Origin of the sequence: Erythrobacter sp. YT30 (genome assembly GCF_001542875.1) — a bacterium.
Classification (GTDB): Bacteria; Pseudomonadota; Alphaproteobacteria; order Sphingomonadales; family Sphingomonadaceae; genus Erythrobacter.
The window spans coordinates 1557470-1574620 of the sequence record NZ_LMAF01000002.1; the positions used below are offsets into that span (position 1 = coordinate 1557470).

General features: G+C 58.2%; 20 protein-coding genes and 1 riboswitch. Of the genes, 8 read left to right on the forward strand and 12 right to left on the reverse strand.

What is annotated here, in order from left to right; translation table 11 throughout:
* Positions 1 to 5: 5 nt before the first annotated feature.
* From AUC45_RS12165 to gcvPB, 6 genes are all read left to right on the forward strand, one after another.
* Complete coding sequence (locus AUC45_RS12165) at positions 6 to 935, forward strand: sulfite exporter TauE/SafE family protein (protein ID WP_156423840.1); 930 nt, start codon at positions 6 to 8, stop codon at positions 933 to 935.
* Positions 936 to 970: 35 nt separating this feature from the next.
* Entirely contained in the window at positions 971 to 2242 is a 1272-nt protein-coding gene (locus AUC45_RS12170) for a serine hydrolase (protein ID WP_082701112.1), read from the forward strand.
* A gap of 126 nt (positions 2243 to 2368) precedes the next feature.
* Positions 2369 to 2463, forward strand: a riboswitch (glycine riboswitch).
* Between the two features lie 166 nt (positions 2464 to 2629).
* A complete protein-coding gene (gene gcvT, locus AUC45_RS12175) occupies positions 2630 to 3775 on the forward strand; it encodes a glycine cleavage system aminomethyltransferase GcvT (protein ID WP_067602920.1) in 1146 nt (381 codons plus the stop codon).
* A 4-nt stretch (positions 3776 to 3779) separates the two neighbouring features.
* On the forward strand, positions 3780 to 4151 hold the full coding sequence (gene gcvH, locus AUC45_RS12180; RefSeq protein ID WP_067602923.1) for a glycine cleavage system protein GcvH: 372 nt from the start codon (positions 3780 to 3782) through the stop codon (positions 4149 to 4151).
* 48 nt (positions 4152 to 4199) lie between these two features.
* The gene (gcvPA, locus tag AUC45_RS12185) at positions 4200 to 5576 is read left to right on the forward strand and encodes an aminomethyl-transferring glycine dehydrogenase subunit GcvPA (protein WP_067602926.1); all 1377 of its coding nucleotides are present in this window, start codon (positions 4200 to 4202) and stop codon (positions 5574 to 5576) included.
* Positions 5573 to 7132 carry an aminomethyl-transferring glycine dehydrogenase subunit GcvPB gene (gene gcvPB, locus AUC45_RS12190; protein ID WP_067602929.1) on the forward strand — a complete coding sequence of 520 codons (1560 nt, stop codon included), beginning with the start codon at positions 5573 to 5575 and terminating at the stop codon, positions 7130 to 7132. Before gcvPA ends, gcvPB begins: the two co-directional genes overlap by 4 nt.
* A gap of 21 nt (positions 7133 to 7153) precedes the next feature.
* Here the strand turns inward: gcvPB and AUC45_RS12195 are convergent, their stop codons facing one another.
* Together AUC45_RS12195 and AUC45_RS12200 are read right to left on the reverse strand one after the other, a co-directional pair.
* Positions 7154 to 8440, reverse strand: coding sequence for a lipopolysaccharide biosynthesis protein (locus AUC45_RS12195; RefSeq protein ID WP_067602932.1), 1287 nt, complete (start codon positions 8438 to 8440; stop codon positions 7154 to 7156).
* Positions 8441 to 8453: 13 nt separating this feature from the next.
* The gene (locus AUC45_RS12200; RefSeq protein WP_067602935.1) at positions 8454 to 9278 is read right to left on the reverse strand and encodes an NTP transferase domain-containing protein; all 825 of its coding nucleotides are present in this window, start codon (positions 9276 to 9278) and stop codon (positions 8454 to 8456) included.
* A gap of 93 nt (positions 9279 to 9371) precedes the next feature.
* Between AUC45_RS12200 and AUC45_RS12205 the strand changes: the two genes are divergently transcribed.
* The gene (locus AUC45_RS12205) at positions 9372 to 10109 is read left to right on the forward strand and encodes a hypothetical protein (protein ID WP_067602938.1); all 738 of its coding nucleotides are present in this window, start codon (positions 9372 to 9374) and stop codon (positions 10107 to 10109) included.
* Here the strand turns inward: AUC45_RS12205 and mmsB are convergent.
* From mmsB to AUC45_RS12230, 6 genes are all read right to left on the reverse strand, one after another.
* Positions 10096 to 10962 carry a 3-hydroxyisobutyrate dehydrogenase gene (gene mmsB, locus AUC45_RS12210; RefSeq protein WP_067602941.1) on the reverse strand — a complete coding sequence of 289 codons (867 nt, stop codon included), beginning with the start codon at positions 10960 to 10962 and terminating at the stop codon, positions 10096 to 10098. The two genes, AUC45_RS12205 and mmsB, sit on opposite strands and share 14 nt — an antisense overlap.
* A gap of 120 nt (positions 10963 to 11082) precedes the next feature.
* Positions 11083 to 11877: an enoyl-CoA hydratase-related protein gene (locus AUC45_RS12215; RefSeq protein ID WP_067602944.1), complete on the reverse strand. Its 795-nt coding sequence runs from the start codon at positions 11875 to 11877 to the stop codon at positions 11083 to 11085.
* Positions 11874 to 12944: an enoyl-CoA hydratase/isomerase family protein gene (locus AUC45_RS12220; RefSeq protein WP_067602947.1), complete on the reverse strand. Its 1071-nt coding sequence runs from the start codon at positions 12942 to 12944 to the stop codon at positions 11874 to 11876. The genes AUC45_RS12215 and AUC45_RS12220 overlap by 4 nt, the downstream gene beginning before the upstream one ends.
* Before the next feature lies 1 nt (position 12945).
* On the reverse strand, positions 12946 to 13314 hold the full coding sequence (locus AUC45_RS12225) for a VOC family protein (protein ID WP_156423841.1): 369 nt from the start codon (positions 13312 to 13314) through the stop codon (positions 12946 to 12948).
* A 16-nt stretch (positions 13315 to 13330) separates the two neighbouring features.
* Positions 13331 to 13462: a hypothetical protein gene (locus tag AUC45_RS16120; RefSeq protein ID WP_255356311.1), complete on the reverse strand. Its 132-nt coding sequence runs from the start codon at positions 13460 to 13462 to the stop codon at positions 13331 to 13333.
* Positions 13463 to 13473: 11 nt separating this feature from the next.
* On the reverse strand, positions 13474 to 14619 hold the full coding sequence (locus AUC45_RS12230; RefSeq protein ID WP_067602953.1) for an acyl-CoA dehydrogenase family protein: 1146 nt from the start codon (positions 14617 to 14619) through the stop codon (positions 13474 to 13476).
* Positions 14620 to 14747: 128 nt separating this feature from the next.
* Here AUC45_RS12230 and AUC45_RS12235 point away from each other — a divergent pair, with 128 nt between their 5' ends.
* Positions 14748 to 15185 (forward strand): hypothetical protein, encoded by a 438-nt coding sequence (locus AUC45_RS12235; RefSeq protein WP_067602955.1) that lies wholly within the window; start codon positions 14748 to 14750, stop codon positions 15183 to 15185.
* 9 nt (positions 15186 to 15194) lie between these two features.
* Here the strand turns inward: AUC45_RS12235 and AUC45_RS12240 are convergent, their stop codons facing one another.
* Genes AUC45_RS12240 through AUC45_RS12255 form a run of 4 tightly spaced genes read right to left on the reverse strand, consistent with a single transcriptional unit; the run spans position 15195 to position 17135 of the window.
* On the reverse strand, positions 15195 to 15716 hold the full coding sequence (locus AUC45_RS12240; RefSeq protein WP_067602958.1) for a DUF1254 domain-containing protein: 522 nt from the start codon (positions 15714 to 15716) through the stop codon (positions 15195 to 15197).
* Complete coding sequence (locus AUC45_RS12245) at positions 15713 to 16324, reverse strand: DUF1214 domain-containing protein (protein ID WP_233998749.1); 612 nt, start codon at positions 16322 to 16324, stop codon at positions 15713 to 15715. The genes AUC45_RS12240 and AUC45_RS12245 overlap by 4 nt, the downstream gene beginning before the upstream one ends.
* Positions 16321 to 16719, reverse strand: a complete 399-nt coding sequence (locus AUC45_RS12250; protein WP_067602961.1) for a RidA family protein — start codon at positions 16717 to 16719, stop codon at positions 16321 to 16323. Before AUC45_RS12250 ends, AUC45_RS12245 begins: the two co-directional genes overlap by 4 nt.
* The gene (locus tag AUC45_RS12255) at positions 16716 to 17135 is read right to left on the reverse strand and encodes a hypothetical protein (RefSeq protein ID WP_067602964.1); all 420 of its coding nucleotides are present in this window, start codon (positions 17133 to 17135) and stop codon (positions 16716 to 16718) included. The genes AUC45_RS12250 and AUC45_RS12255 overlap by 4 nt, the downstream gene beginning before the upstream one ends.
* Between the last annotated feature and the right edge of the window lie 16 nt (positions 17136 to 17151).

A 17151-nucleotide genomic window follows, 5' to 3' on the forward strand; every position in this document is an offset into this window, starting at 1 on the left:
TGCGTTTGACCGCGCGCATTCACTTGTCACAAGCCTTGTGGCTGGGCATCGCCCTGCTGATTGCTGCCTATGCGGTGACTTTTGCGATGGTGCCAAAAGACCTGTCTCTGTGGCCGCAGCTCTGGTTCACCCCCGGTATCGGCATCGCCGGAGCAATCATAGCCAATGCGAGTGGCACGGGTGGCGGGGTTGTCTTCATCCCTGTTTTCAACGCGCTGAGAGAGATGGACGGGTTTGCGCTCGATCCTCTGCGGATCACCGCAATTTCCATGGGCATTCAAGCGTTCGGGATGAGTGTCGGCGCGCTACGCTGGACGGACCGGTTGCTGCATCAGCCAGCTATTCCTGAAAACCCGAACGAAGCCTCCGTGCCGGTGCGCGATTACGCGGCTGTGTGCCTGCTCGTTGTCGCCATATCGCTCCCTGTCCAATTGATCACCCCGGCAGCCTCGCAGATCGACGGGCGAACGGTGCTCTACGCTTATAAGGCTTTTTCGATAGCGCTTGGCATCGCGCTCATCATCGCAACATGGACGGTGAACCGCAACGCGCCCGAACGCGCAGCGCTCACAAAGCTTGATTTCGCCGTTCTGGTGGGGCTTTCCATTCCCGGCGGATTTATCACTGCGCTGTTTTCGGTTGGTATTGGTGAGTTGGTCGCGTTCTACCTGTTCCTGCGCCACTTTCCGATGGTGATGGCAGTGGGAACGGGTTGCGTCATATCCTCGATCTGCATGATTGCGGGAACGTTTCTCAATCAAAGCGCTGGGATAATCGCATGGGATATCGTGCTTCTCGCAGCCCCCGGCGCGATGTTTGGCGCCGTACTGGCGCGTCCGATTGCCCTGTGGCTCGGCCCGCGTAAATTAAAGACGCTGGGAGCCATCTGGATCATTGGCTCGTCTCTCTATCTGCTGGGTCTTAACACCGCCTAGTTGACGGATGACAGACGCCGAGTGAAAAGCGCTGAATGTTGCGTGTTTTGACAGCTTTCGCCCTTGGTATGACCCCGCTCTCCGCTCAAGCAGAAGACAGAGTAACGCCGCCCGCAACCGTGGTAGTGGCTTTCGATGCCGAAACGATCACTCCGCTTGTCGTGGAGGGCACACGAAATCGGGAAACCGGCGAAGCGGTTGAAGGCAATGACCCGGTGCGCATCGCGTCAATCTCTAAGCTGATCATGGCCTTGGCAACGATGCGGCTCGTCGATGAAGGCGTGGTCGATCTGGATGCGGATGTGTCCGATTATCTGGGGTGGGAAGTCCGCTCCCCGCATCACCCCGACGCCAAAGTGACACTAGCGCAATTGCTGTCCCACCGTTCGGGCCTGCGCGACACGGCGGGCTACATTATTCCGCTTGGTGAAAGCCTCGAGGAAAAGCTCGAGAATCCCGAAAGCTGGTATGCAGATAGCCCTCCCGGTGGGGCGCCGTTTGAATATGCCAATTTGGGATCGCCGGTGGTTGCGACCGTGCTCGAAGCGGCGACGGGAATGCGATACGACCGCATTCTGGAGCGCAAAGTGTTTCTGCCGCTTGGTATCGAGAATGCGTGCGTGAATTGGATTGGGTGCTCTGAGGAAATGCGCGAGAAAGCCGTCGCGCTGTATCGTGACACAGGCGAGGAAGCGCGGGACTTTCCAGCCGAGTTGGAAAGCGACTGCACCATTCCCGTGGCAGATGGCGTCGAATGCACGCTCGCAGGCTATGAACCGGGAACCAACGCTTCGATCTTCTCTTCCCAAGGTGGCGTGCGCATCGGCATGATGGACCTGGCGAAGATCGGTCAGGCGTTGCTTGATCCAAATGAGAGCAGAATTCCAAGATTGATACTTGATCCCATGCAACGCTCTGTCCGCGACGGTATCAGCGGCTTTGAAGAAGGCGGCTCCGATCAGGATTTCTTCTGCATTTATGGTTACGGCGTGCAAGTCATCCAGTGGACCGACACAACGTGCGTAGATGGACTGTTCAACGACGGAGCCGCCTACATCGGACATGCGGGCGAAGCATATGGCCTAAGAGCAGGTTTGTGGTTTGCTCCCGATGACCAGCCGGGCGAAGCATTGAAAAAGGGCCGAGGGTTCGTCTACTTCACTACTGAAGTTCCGCCGCGCCAATCCGCCGAGGATGAAGGCGGATTTGACCCTCGCGAGATCGCTTTGATGGCGCGCGCTCAAGGGTTGGCTGGACCACCCGAAAGAATGGAAGATAGGCAAGATATTGTCCCAACTGGGCAATGATATTTCCCTCAGTCTTATCATCCTGCGCATAAGTCTCTTTTGGCACGCGAAAACACCTCTTTTGCGCGATTGACGCATCTCTTCGCATCCGCAACAAAAGCACTCGCTGGCCGGAAGTGATTCTGGCATTTTTACGCGGGAGAGCTCGGTTCGCATTTGAACCGGCGCCGAAGGAGCAACCGCCCCGGAAACTCTCAGGTCAAAGGGACCGCGTGAAAGCATTGGCACTCTGGAAAGCGTCTTGGACCGCAAGGTTTGAGGCCACCGAAGGGGAGGCTTAACGCGCCGCTCGGTGCGTCAGCTGAAGCTCTCAGGTTCACCCGACAGAGGGGGCAGAAACTTTGCTTCGTTTGAAGCGTATCTGCACCTGTCTGGGGACCAAAGATTTTGAGCGACGAACCATCTGAAGACATCCCACTGGTCAAGCTGCCGCTCGATAGCTGGCATCGCGCGCGCGGCGCTCGCATGGTGCCGTTTGCGGGCTATGAAATGCCGATCCAGTATGAAGGGATCGTTGCCGAAAATAACTGGACCCGCAGCAGTGCAAGCTTGTTTGATGTCTCGCATATGGGGCAGCTGGGGCTGACAGGTCCCTCGGGTGATTGCGAGGCTGGAGCTGCCGAAGCGGCTGAAGCGCTTGAGGCTCTGCTTCCAGGCCTGATCACATCGCTCAAAACCGGGCGCATGCGGTATTCGATGTTGCTCGATGAGAATGGCGGCATCTTAGATGATTTGATGGTGACCAATGCTGGGCCGCGCATTGCGTTGGTCGTCAACGGCGCTGTTAAGTGGGACGATATCGCGCATTTGCGCGAGCATCTGCCAGACGAGATCAATTTGCATCATTTCGATGATTTCGCCCTGCTGGCCTTGCAAGGGCCAAAAGCGGGCGAGGTGCTCGAAATGCTGGTTCCGAGCACGGGCGCGCTCACTTTCATGACGGCTGATCTGTTTGAGTGGGGCGGTACGCATCTTTGGGTCAGCCGCGCTGGCTATACGGGAGAAGACGGCTTCGAAATCGCGGTTCATGCCGATCACGTCGAAGCCTTGGCGGATGCGCTTGTGGCTGATGAGCGCGTAAAACCGGCAGGCCTCGGCGCGCGGGACTCGCTGAGGCTGGAAGCTGGCCTGCCGCTATACGGTCATGATATTACGACTGAAACCGATCCGGTCAGCGCCGATCTCACCTTTGCGCTTTCGAAGAAACGCCGCGAGGCAGGTGGCTATATGGGCCACGGCCCGGTTGCCACCGTGCTTGAGCAAGGGGCGACAAAGGTTCGCGTCGGCCTGATCCTTGAAGGCCGCATGCCAGCGCGAGAGGGCGCCGAAGTTTATGCAGGCGATGAGAAAGTCGGCGTGGTCACCAGCGGCGGCTTCTCGCCCACTTTGGGTAAGCCCATCGCCATGGCCTATGTCGATATGTCCCATGCCGAAACAGGGGCTGCGCTTGAATGCGAGGTGCGCACCAAACGCCTGCCTGCAACCGTATCACCTATGCCGTTTGTCCCCCACCGCTATTTCCGAGGGAGCTGATTGAATGCCGCGTTACTTCACTGATGAACACGAATGGATCGACGTCGAAGACGATGAGGCGACAGTCGGCATCACCGACTACGCGCAGGAGCAGTTGGGCGATATCGTCTTTGTCGAATTGCCCGAGGCAGGCACTGCGCTCGATAAAGGCGGCGACGCCGCGGTCGTTGAAAGTGTAAAAGCTGCAAGCGATGTCTACGCGCCGATTTCGGGCGAAGTGACTGAAGGCAATGGCGCTTTGGAAGAAGAGCCGGCGCTGGTGAACTCCTCGCCTGAAGAAGACGGTTGGTTCTTCAAAATGACCGTTGGCGATGCGTCGGAGCTTGAAGGCCTGATGGACGAGGCTGCCTACAAGGAATTTGTCGAGGGACTTTGATGAAGCTTCCCTCCCGCAAACGGGAGGGCGCAATGGAAGAGAAAAGCGATGCGTTATTTACCTCTCACTGACACCGATCGTAGCGATATGCTGGCCAAGATCGGCGCTTCGTCAATCGATGACCTGTTCGTCGATGTGCCCGAAGTCGCGCGGCTTGATGGCCCCATCCGTGATCTGCCCATGCATGCGAGCGAGATGGCGGTTGAGCGCCACATGAAAGGCTTGGCGAACAAGAACCTTGCCGCAGGTGACGCTCCGTTCTTCCTTGGCGCAGGCGCCTATCGCCACCACGTGCCGGCATCGGTCGACACCATCATTCAGCGCGGCGAATTCCTGACGGCCTACACGCCGTATCAGCCCGAAATCGCTCAGGGCACGTTGCAAATGCTGTTTGAATTCCAGACGCAGGTCGCGCGTCTTTATGGCTGCGCGGTGGCCAATGCCTCGCTCTACGATGGCTCCACTGCGTGCTGGGAAGCGGTTGCCATGGCGACCCGTGTGACCAAGCGTAACAAGGCCGTGCTGTCGGGCTCGCTCCATCCGCACTACAGCGAAGTCGTCAAGACGATGGCTCAGTTCACAGGTGAGGAAATCGCGACCGCGCAGCCTGCGATTACACCAGAGCCCAATCTCGATACGCTGACATCGCGCATCGATGATGAGACTGCCTGCGTCGTAGTACAATACCCTGACATCCTCGGCCGGATCAGCGATCTTTCAAAAGTTGCTGATGCCGCGCACGCAAAAGGCGCTTTGCTGGTCGTCGTGAACACCGAACCGGTGGCTTTGGGCGCGATCAAGTCACCCGGCGAAATGGGAGCCGATATCGTCGTGGGTGAGGGCCAGGCGCTGGGCGTTGGTCTCCAGTTTGGTGGGCCTTACCTTGGCCTCTTCGCTGTCCGCGATCCCAAGCATGTCCGCCAGATGCCGGGGCGGCTGTGCGGCGAGACTGTGGATGCGACAGGCAAGCGCGGCTTCGTCCTGACGCTTTCGACCCGTGAACAGCATATTCGGCGCGAGAAGGCGACGTCCAACATTTGCACCAATTCAGGGCTTTGCGCTCTCGCATTCTCGGCCCATATGACGCTGCTTGGTGAGAAAGGCCTGCGCCGTCTCGCAGCGGAGAACCACCGCCTCGCTTGCGTAGCAGCGGATCGCCTGAGCGCGGTTGCGGGCGTTGAGCTGCTCAACAACGCGTTTTTCAATGAGTTCACCCTGATGCTCGATGGCAAGCCTGCGCGCGATATTGTGCGCGGTTTGGCTGATCGGGGCGTCCTGGGCGGCGTTTCACTCGGGCGCCTTTATCCCGGTGTTGAAGCGCTTCAGCAAGCGCTGCTTGTCACTGTGACCGAGATGACCACCGAAGAAGACATCGAGACACTCGCGACAGAGCTCGAAGCGATCCTGAAGGAGCCAGCACAATGAACGCGCCCAACAAATCAGGCTGGAAACCCGCCATGGAAGTCGCTGATGCCACCGGCGAAAGCCCCACCACCACAGGCAACCGCGCGCTGATGCTGGAAGAGCCGCTGCTGTTCGAAATTGGCCATGCCGAACAAACGGGCGTGGACCTGCCCGAGGTGAACTCGAACGCAGCCAACCGCTTGGGCGGGTTTGAGCGCACTGATCCCATCGGCCTTGTCGGGCTGACAGAGCCTGAGACCGTGAGGCATTACACGCGCCTCTCTCGGCAGAATTACGGGATCGATCTGGGTTTCTTCCCGCTCGGCAGCTGCACAATGAAACACAATCCGCGCCTCAATGAGAAGATGGCGCGCCTTCCCGGGTTTGCCGATATCCATCCGCTCGCCCCGCAGTCCAGCGTCCAAGGTGCGTTGGAAGTGATCGACCAATTGGCGACGTGGCTCAAAACGCTGACGGGTATGCCGGCAGTCGCGATGAGCCCTAAGGCGGGCGCGCATGGCGAATTGTGCGGTATCCTGGCGATCCGGGCCGCCCACACCGCCGCCGGAAACCCGCGCGAGGTTGTGCTGGTGCCCGAGAGCGCACACGGCACCAACCCTGCAACGGCAGCCTTTGCGGGCTACAAGGTCGACAATATTCCCGCGACGCCCGAAGGCCGAGTGGATGTAGAGGCACTGAAAGCGCGTCTTGGCCCCGATGTGGCGGCCGTGATGATCACCAATCCAAACACATGCGGGTTGTTCGAGAAAGACTTCCGCGAAATCGCTGATGCGGTCCATGAAGTCGGCGGATACGTCTATTGCGACGGTGCCAACTTTAACGCCATCGTAGGACGGGTTCGCCCTGGTGATCTGGGCGTCGATGCAATGCACATCAACTTGCACAAAACTTTCTCGACCCCGCATGGCGGCGGTGGACCAGGCTCTGGGCCCGTGGTCTTTTCGGAAGCGCTCGCGCCCTTCGCGCCCCTTCCTTACGTGGAGAAAGACGCGAACGGCGAATTCACCATCGTCGAGGAAGAAACGACCGACGCCGATCACCAGACCTTTGGCCGGATGACAGCGTTCCATGGGCAGATGGGCATGTTCACCCGCGCGCTCACCTATATGCTCAGCCACGGCGCAGATGGACTGAAACAGGTGGCAGAGGACGCGGTGCTCAATGCCAATTACATCCTGCGCAGCCTTGAAGACATTCTTCACGCCCCCTTCGCTGACAGCGGCCCTTGCATGCATGAGGCTCTGTTCGGCGATAAAGACTTCGGCGGCGGCCTGTCGACGCTGGATCTTGCCAAAGGACTGATCGATGAGGGCTATCACCCGATGACGGTGTATTTCCCGTTGGTGGTCCACGGCGCGATGCTGGTCGAACCGACGGAGACAGAGAGCAAGGCGTCGATTGATCAATTCATCACAGCCTTCCGCTCCGTGACGGAGAGAGCATTGGCTGGTGATGAAACGCTGAAACAAGCCCCATATTTTGCCCCGCGCCGACGCTTGGATGAAACGGCAGCGGCCAGAAAGCCGAAGCTGGTTTGGGAAGCGCCTGAAGAGTGATCATGTGGTGGGGGGACGTTTTTAGGCGCTTCCCTCACCCTTCACCTCGATCTTGATCTCAGATAGGTTCAAGATCGCTACATAGAACCCGATCACGGCCAAAGAGCTTGAGCCCAGAACGGCAAAAGCCGCGCCTTTTGATCCGTTCCAGTCGATCGCCACATCCAGCAGCACCAGCGCCAGCACAGTGGGGATCGCGCGCACGATAAAAGCTGTGCCAGCGCGGCCTGCGCTGACCAGCAGCGATTCAAGGCTGGCCCCGATCAGCTCGACAGCCCCTGCAATCGAGAGGATCACCATCGCCCAGTAAAAGCCGCTGAAGTCCTCCTGCGTGATGGTCGCCAATGCCCAGCGTCCACCCAGAAGCGCGACCAGCACGGCCAGTACACCTGCGACCAGCGCAATGTTCGCCATGCGGCGTGCGAGCACCAGCGCGTTGTCCTTGGCATGGACGAGTTCTGGGAAGATCGCTTTGGATACGGTCTGTGCAAGGCTGACCAGAGCCTGACCCAATTGCATTGCGACACGAAAACCACCGGCAAGAGCTGCCCCGCCAAACGTGCCTACCAGCAAGAGCACAACGGGCTTGCCCGCGACCGTCAGACTGCCCGACATGTTGGTGGACCAGACAAAGCTCCACACGTCAGCATACTTTGCTGGAATGCGGGTTAGGCTGATGGCCGACAAGTCAATTCCTTGATCACGGCTGGCAGCGATCCACAATGCAATGGCGACGCAAACTTCGGCTGCGGCCCATGCCAGGATAAAGCCGGTGACGGTCGGCATGAGCACAAAGGCGGCAATTGCGCCTGCTGCTCGAATGGCAGGTTGAACTGCCTCTGCTGCGGTTGCTGTCGCGTATTTGAAGCGCAAACGCAGGAGGCCGGTTGGGGTGGTGCGGATCGAGAGCAGCGAGACGATGCAATATCCAAAGGTCAGCGCGTACAGTTCTGGCGGCAAGGGTGACCACCATTCTGCGGTCCAGATTACAATCCCCGCGATCACCGTGCCCATTGCAATGGAGATCATGTCGAGCGCGATGGCAAAGCCCGTCGCCTCACGCACGCTGTTTGGATCGGGCTCTTCTTCGGTGCCTTCTCCATTCGCGCCCCAGCGCACGATGAATTGCCATGTCTGGAAATTGGCAAGCCCTGTGATCGCCTGGCCCAAAGCCACGATCAGCGCGAAATGCCCGAACCGCTCCAGCCCCAGCGCATTGGTGGCAAGGTAGAGGTAGACAAGGCTCATCACGGCGTTGAAACCGCGACCGCCCAAGAGCCAGCCGATATTGGTGAAGAGGCGTTTCATCAATTGAGCGGTGTTAGGCGGCTGTAAGATCGCCTTCGCGGCGTTTGAGGATCTTCTCGGTCACGTCCTTCGTCCGCTGATTGTCGACGTCGATTGCGTAATGTCCATCGGAAACGACAACTGGCACCAGTTTGACGCCGAAGCGCTTGGATATCTGCGCAAATAGCTTTTCCTTGGATCCGTTGCCAAGGCGGAAACGCAGAAGGTTCATCAAGCCAAAGGCTTTGATAATGCGCTTGGGAAACTTCACGAACTGTCCGCCTTCGCGCATGATTTCAGCCGCGCTTAATGCTTCTTGGCTGCCCATCCAGTACATATTGCAATTGGAGTAAGCGCCATCGCGGAACTGGTAGAATTTCTTCTGTCCCTCGGGGTCGGCGGCCTGCACGTCTTCCTTGCGAGCGAGCGCCGCCGCTCCGCCAGCCTCAGCAGCAAGGCATTTGTCGATAAATTCGGTGTAGCCTTCAGGTGTGACGAGGCAATTGTCCGCCGTTGTGATCAGAATCGGGAATTCCGCGCCGTCCGCGCCTGAAAAGACGCTGTCGACGATGTTGAACTTGCCTTCTGCGAAAGTCAGGCGGCCTTCTTCGATCAGCTTGGCAACCGTTGGCTGCGCGGCGATCTCGTCCGGTTCGTGCGCGATAATCCGGATGGCTCCCACACGCTCGCATTGAGAAACCTGCTGGATGACGCGTTCCACCATCGGCGTGCCGTTCACGGGGACCACGCATTTCTGGTTAACGCCTGCATCCTGCGCCAAAGGATCAAGCACGCCGGAGCGTTTGCCGGCCATGACGAGAGCGGTGACTTTGGTTGCCTGGGGAGATGCATTTGCCATAGTCGGGGCCTCTACTCCCAAAGACTGTTTCACGTAAAGCAAGGAAAGGTCTGTCTTGTGCAACTCTGAGTTGCGCGGCATGGCGTCGTCCACGTGAAGATCATCATTTCCCGAAAAGGCTTTGACAGCAGCGCAGGCGGAGGGCCGTCGCCAATTGTGGGCGGGAAACCGGTCAGTCTCCCCATTCCTGCGGGCGCTGCCTCGCGCACGACTTTTGGCGATCTTGGGATTGGCGAGCTTGTTGTGAAGGCCAGTCGCGGGAAGCTGGGCGCAAACGATTTTTGCCATCATGATCCGATGTTTCTGAAGGCACAAGATGGTGGACGCACATGCGTTTTTGGCCAATGCGGTGCTGCGCAAACACATCTGGAGCGGCAGGGGGTTGGGCTGGGTGATGTGTTCGTTTTCTTCGGTCTGTTCGCCGAGGAGGAGACGGGAGAACCGCACCATCGGATATTCGGCTATTTGAGGGTGGAAGAGATTTTCACGCTTGGTGAGGGCGCGCCAGACTGGGCGATCGATATTGCTCACCCACACGCGCTCGCCATGCATCATTCAAATGACGTGATCTGGCGTGGGGAGGGGCGCACGGCGGCCCGAGCTCGCGATGCATTGCGGCTGACCGTTCCGGGCGGTCCGCCAAGTATTTGGCAGCGCCCCGATTGGCTGAAACGCGGCGGGCTATCCTATCATGACCGTGCAGATCGTTGGCTGCGTAACGGTCAGCTCCGCAGTGTCGCGCGGGGTCAGGAGTTTGTCGCTGATGTAGGCAGGCGAAAAGCGCCTCGCGAATGGCTGGACCGCGTGATTGCGGAGATTAAAGCGTCTTGATCACCGCAGAGAAATCGAGGCCGCCATTCTCCTTGGCAAAGGCCTCATAGATTTCCTTCGCGTGCTTTCCGAGCGGGGTCGCCGCATCGGCACTTTCCGCCGCTTCCATCGCAAGGCGCAAATCCTTCAGCATCAGCGCGGTCGCAAAGCCGCCTTCATAGCCTTTGTCCGCAGGACTTTCGACACCCACGCCGGGCATCGGCGTGTAGGCATTCAATGACCAGTTGTAGCCTGAGCTCTGCGAGCTGATTTCATAGAATTTTTGCGGATCGAGCCCCAGCTTTTCCGCCATTTTCATGGCTTCAGCCGTACCGATCATGGTTATGGCGAGGAGCATATTGTTGCAGATCTTCGCCGTCTGCCCCGCGCCCACATCGCCTGCATGAATCACCGCTTTACCCATGGCGGAAAGGATCGGCTCGGCAGCTTCAAAAGCATGGCTCTCGCCGCCCACCATGAATGTGAGCGTCCCTCCGGCTGCCGCTGCGATCCCGCCGGAAACGGGCGCATCGACCATTTTGTAGCCTTCCGCATGCGCGGCATCAGCGACTTCGCGCGCGGTCGCGACGTCGATGGTCGAGCAGTCAATCAGCACTGCGGCGTGCGGCGTGTGGCCGATGACGTCCTTTGTGTACACGTCTTTCACAATTCCGCCATTGGGGAGCATGGAGACGACCGCATCTGTCCCTTCGACTGCATCGCGCGCTGTGGTGAAAGTCTCGCATCCGGCATCTTTCGCCGCAGAAAGCGCCTCCTCGGACAGATCAAAAGCGCGGACGGTGTAGCCCGCTTTCACAAGATTGGCAGCCATCCCGCCGCCCATATTGCCGAGGCCGATAAACGCGATTCTCATAATTGCTTCCTCTCCAGTGCCAAGCCACCCGCGCCCTCCACCCTTCCACCCGGATTATAACTCCGGAGTACGATCCGGGTGGAAGGGTGGAGGGCGCGGGTGGTTCCGGCTCAATTCAACCTAACGCCCCTTCCACTGGCCCTCACGCTTCTCGATAAATGCTGCCATACCCTCTGCTTTGTCCTCGCTTGCGGTCAGGATCTGGAAGATGCGGCGTTCGACGATCAGCCCTTGATCGAGTGTCATCTCAAACGCGGAATTGACCATTTCCTTGTTCGCAATTGTGGCCATGGGCGGCATGCCGGCAATGGTGGCGGCAGTTTTGAGCGCATCGGCAATCAGGTCTGCCTGCGGCACGACGCGCACGATCAGGTTTGAGCGCTCGGCCTCTTCCGCATTCATCATGCGGCCCGTGAGGCACATTTCCATCGACTTGGATTTGCCAATCGCGCGGGTCAGCCTCTGCGATCCGCCCATGCCTGGAGCCACGCCCAATTTGATCTCAGGCTGGCCGAATTTCGCATTGTCGGATGCGATGATGAAATCCGCCATCATGGCGAGTTCACACCCGCCACCCAGAGCAAAGCCATTCACTGCCGCAATCCAGGGCTTGCGGGTCTTCTTCACGATTTCGCTTGTCCAGGGCGAGAAGAAATCATCGAGATAGAAATCTGCCGCCGCCTTGTCGTGCATTTCCTTGATATCAGCACCTGCGGCGAAGGCTTTTTCGCCAGCGCCTGTAAGGATGGCGCAAAGCTGGCTGTCATCAGCCTGGTAGACGGCAAAAGCATCGATCAACTCGTCGAGCACCTGCGTGTTTAGCGCATTCAATGCCTTGGGCCGATTGAGCGTCATCAGCGTAACGCCCTCATGCCCTCGCGCGTTGGTTTCGACGAGGATTGTTTCGTAGCTCATAGAGGTTTCCATTCTTCATCGGCCGGGAGCGGGGCAAAGATGCTATCGATCAGCTCCTCGCTCACATCTTCGGGCGTTGCGGGATCCCATTTGGGATCGTTGGTCTTATCGGTGATGACTGCGCGCACGCCCTCGGCGAAATCCGGACGAGTAAGCACGCGTGATGCGATGCGGTATTCCATGCGCATATTGTCCGCAAAGTCGGTGAATTCCATGCTGTTGGCCAGCTGGCGCAAGGCCACCTTGCAGGTTTGCGGGCTTTTCGTGCCAAGCGTGTCGCGCTCTTTCGATGCCCATTCGGCGGCGCCATTTTCGTTGGTGGCAATTTCGGCTTCGAGACTGGCGAGAATGTCTTCGTAGGCATCGCTGCCGAAATGCTTGGCGATCCTCAGCGCGTTCTGCTCAATGCGTGCCTCTGGCGGCGTGCCGACAGGTTCGGACAAGATGCCGCTGATCCGGCCGGGACGCTCGGCAATGCGCGCCTTGATATCATCTAGCAATTCATGGGGCACGTAGTGAGTCGCAAGGCCTGTCCAAAGGCATTCCGAGCCATCAAGCCGCGCGCCCGTCAGGGCTAGGAATTGCCCCAGCCTTCCGCCTAGGCGTGACAAATACCAGCCGCCGCCCACATCGGGAAAGAGGCCGATACCTGTTTCGGGCATGGCAAAGCGGGTGTTCTCGGTCGCGACGCGGAATTTCGCGGGCATCGCAATGCCAACGCCGCCGCCCATTGTGATCCCGTCCATAAAGGCGACGATCGGCTTTTCGTATGTGAAGAGCTGGTGGTTTAGCTGGTATTCGTCGTGGAAGAACTTGCGCCCCGATACGCCGCCATCGTTCAGCGCGCTGTCACGCAGGAAAGCGATATCGCCGCCAGCGCAAAAGCCGCGGCTGCCCTCGACATGATCGATAATGATCGCCTGGATCGCGTCATCGCTCGCCCATTCGGTGAGCGCTGCGGACATGGCGTGGCACATATCGAGGGTTAGCGCGTGGAGCGCTTTGGGCCGGTTCAGCGTGACATGGCCGATGGGGCCATTGGTGCGGGTGAGAACGTCAGTGGTCATTTTATGCTTTCGGTTCAATCAAGTCCCAGCGATTACCAAAGGGATCGCTGAAGACCGCGACAATTCCATAGGACTCTTCGCGCGGGCTTTCGAGAACATTCACGCCTGCCGCAGTAAAGCGGGCATGGCTATCGGCGAAATTATCGGTCTCGAGGAAAAAGGCGACACGACCGCCGGTTTGATTGCCGATGGCGCGAGCTTGTTCATCATTGGTGGCTTTCGCGAGTAAGATGCGCGCCCCGTCTTCAGGCCCTACTACGACCCAGCGCTTGCCGTTGCCGAGATCGGTGTCCTCGACAAGGTCGAAGCCCAGCTGATTGACATAGAACGTCTTGCCCCCTTGGTAGTCGGGGACCACGTCCGAGGCCATTGTAAAACGCAATTGTTCAATCCTCTTTCTCGGCAGAATGCATCCGCTGAAGCTGCTTGAGGATCCGGTGTCCGTAGTACCAGACAAGTATAACCAGCAGCAGCGCGAAGAAAGTCAGATCGTCGATGCTTTCGATCACATTTTCCATAGGTGTCTCCGTTATTGCCGCAACAAATCGCGTCCCACGATCATTCGCATCACCTGATTGGTGCCCTCGAGGATCGAATGCACGCGCAAATCGCGCCAGAAGCGTTCGATGGGGTAATCGCGCAGGTATCCATATCCACCGAATAGCTGCAGGGCGTCGTTCACAACCTTGCTGCCATTATCGGTCGAAAGCCGCTTTGCCATTGCGGAAAACCGCGATTTGTCGGGAGCGTTGTCGGTGACTTTGGCTGCGGCCAGATAGAGGAGGGCGCGCGCAGCTTCCAGATCAGTCGCCATGTCGGCGAGCATGAATTGCGTGTTCTGGAAATCGGCGACTGGTTGGTCGAACTGTTTGCGATCCTTGGTGTAGGCGATGGCTTCGTCAAGGCACCTTTGCGCGCCACCAAGAGAGCACGCGCCGATGTTAAGGCGCCCGCCATCAAGACCCATCATCGCAAATCGAAAGCCTTCACCTTCATCGCCGACACGGTTGGCGACCGGCACACGGGCGTCCTCAAAAATGACCTGCGCCGTGGGAGAGGCGTTCCATCCCAGTTTCTTCTCTGGCGCGCCAAAGCTGACCCCACGCGTATCCTTGTCGATGACGAGGCAGGAAATGCCTTTGGTTTTGTGATCGCTGGTGCGGACCATGGCGACATAGACATCGTTGACGCCGCCGCCTGAGATGAATTGCTTTGTGCCGTTCAGCACATAATGATCGCCATCCAGCTTGGCCTTGGTTTTCAATGCTGCTGCATCAGAGCCGCTGCCGGGTTCAGTGAGGCAATAGCTAGCGATCTTCTCCATCGAGATGAGATCAGGCAGATAGCGATCTTTTAACTCCTGCCCGCCGAATTCGTCGATCATCCATGCGGCCATATTGTGGATTGAAATAAAGGCCGATGTGGTGGGGCAGCCGTACGCCATGGCTTCCATTATCAGCGCGGCTTCCAAACGGCCAAGCCCGATCCCGCCCGATTCCTCCGACACGTAGATGGCGCCAAAGCCAAGCTCTGCTGATTGCTTGATGGTATCCTTTGGAAAGATGTGCTTCTCATCCCATTCAGCGGCATGCGGCGTGATCTGATCGGCGGTAAAACGCTGCGCAACTTCTTGGATCGCGAGCTGGTCTTCTGTGAGTGAAAATTGTCCTTGCATGACGCTGCATCTAGCCCGTCCTCTAAGGTGTGAAAAGGGGATGCGAGCCTTGGCTAATACATATGCGAGGGGGCGCTTTTCTGCGCACGATTTGTAACCGAAAGGGCTCTGCGTGCGTATTTATAGATATGACAGCCCAAATCGCTCAGCCTCGCACGCGCCTTATTTGCGTCTACAACGCCGATACTGGCGTGATTGAGGCGCTGAAACACGCTGTTCAAAAGCAGTTTTTCCCCGAAAGCTATCCGTGCTCCCTGTGCGCGCTCACTTATGGCGCGGTGTCGATGCGAGGGGATTGGAAGCGGTTCTGGCGGCGGCTCGATGCGGATGTTCAATTCTATCACCGCGATGATTTTACCGCAGATTTTACCGAGTTGGGCACAGGCGGCGCTCGGGAGGTGACGCTGCCCTCAATCCTCATCAGCGAAGCGGGTGAAGAACCACGCGTGCTGGTCTCGAAAGAGGAACTAGATGCAATGGCCGACGTGAACGATTTGATGGAGCGGATTGGCGTCGAGCTAGGCATTCGTGCTGCGCTCGAAGAAGAGCCGAGCCGGGTGGCGTAACTCGGTAGTCTATGGCGTTTTCAGCGCGCAAGAATCGGCTTCAGATACCTTTTGAGCTGCTCTGAAAGTGCCTTGTGTCGGAGCCAATCTCCGGATCAAAACGAGGCCGCGTTTGGTGGGGCTTGGTATCAAGCTGTCAGGCCGATTTTGCTCTCCGTCATCGAAATAAAGATAGGTCTGCGCGTTTCTGCCTGTGGCGCGTATCGTTGCAAAATTGTTGGTCGCTTCATCAAAGAAGGACAGCGATTGATAATCCGGCCACTGGCCAACTGTCACATCAAGCACCGCGCCTTCTTGGCTCAGATCATATCTGCACAGCGAATAAAACAGATCAGGCGAACTGCGCACGACAGCTTGGGTTTGCGGCGTGATACGCTCGGGCGTGGTGAAGGCGTGCTCTGCAATGCCGCGGTCTTTGAGCGCGAGAAGTGCGCGATCCATGATCACGGATGGCGCGTAGTGCAGGGTCGCCCAATGCGCGGCGATCGCCGCAATGGAAAGTGTCGCCAACGGGCCAAGCCAGCGTTTCATTGGCTTTCTCCCTCACAAGAAAGCCGTTCAATCGCAGGCGAGGTGAAGCTTGCTTCGGGATCGGCGATCAGCGCTTCATCGGGCACGTAAAGGCGCAGGGTCAGATCGAATTTGCCTGCATTGCGACTGGATATCCAGTCGACCTGTTGCTCAGGGGGTTGGGCCGCGATGAGGACGCTCCAATTCTCAGGATCGCCGGTGATGCTGGTCGCATCGATACTGAGCGCTTTGTCCTCGTTCATCGGAAGCAGGCTGCGCGCATCATAAAGCGTGATGGACCACCAGTTCGCAGGCATTTTTCCGCCAACCATTCGATAATCGCATTCCTCTCTCAACAGATCGCCCGAGTCATCTGTGGTTCGGGTGAAATAGACCGCCTCGCTTTTCGCCAGCGCAAGCAGACCATGCCGCGCGACGCGGGCGCGGGTGTAGGGATCAGCGCTTTTGGAGCCTATTGCGAAATCACTGCGCCACCCGTCCACTTCGACATCGCCGAAATCCAGCGGCTTTGCCCCCGGCCACAGCCCTGCCATGTAGAGCGCGCTGGAGAGGCCAAGTGCGCTGCCAATGATCAATGCAAGAGAATAGCGTATGATGGTGCCCATCATTTGATGACGGCTTCAGCCTCAATCTCGACTTTCCATTCCGGCCGGCACAGCCATGCAACGCCCGCCATGGTGGCAGCTGGCTTTGCCGCGCCGAAATAGATTTTGTGGACCTCCCCCACCGCGTCCTGATCTTCGGGATCGGTAAGCAGCATGCGGGTTCGCACGACGTCCTCTGCTTCGCCGCCGAGTTCCTCAATCGCGGCAAGGATCAGATCGCAGCATCGCTCAGCCTGCGCGGCGGCGTTGCCGGGCGTGGTTGAACCATCGTCTTCGACGGGGCCGGTGCCGGCGACAATGATGCGATTGCCTTCCCTAACCGCGCGGCAAAAGCCGAATTGCGCCTCATAAGGTGAGCCTGATGTGGTACGGGAACGAGGACTTGTATCAGCGCTCATCTGGTTTTCTGCGGACACCGCTCGCGCTTGAACGCGCCATAATTGGTGCCAGCAACTTCCATCCAGAGTTGGCCATTCACGATTTCAAGTCGATATGCTGTTTCAAGATGTTCGCCCTCGGCCAAGGCTGAAACGTCGACGATTATGGCATCCGCATCCGTTCTGAGTGCGGTGATTGTTGCCACGGATTCGTGGAAGATCAACCGCGTTTCACTCACCGAGAGCATCGTATCCGACATCCCCGAGCAATCACTGCCCACTGCATCCCAGGTGCCGTGAAAACGCTCAGGAATAGTGATTTTCTGCGCTTGGGCAGGCTCTTCATGGGCCATCGCCGCATAAGCCGCAGCTGCGAAAGGCAAAGCAGCAGAAGCAATAACTACAGAGAACGGCTTGGGAATGAGTGAATTGACCATATGCCCACCCCTATCA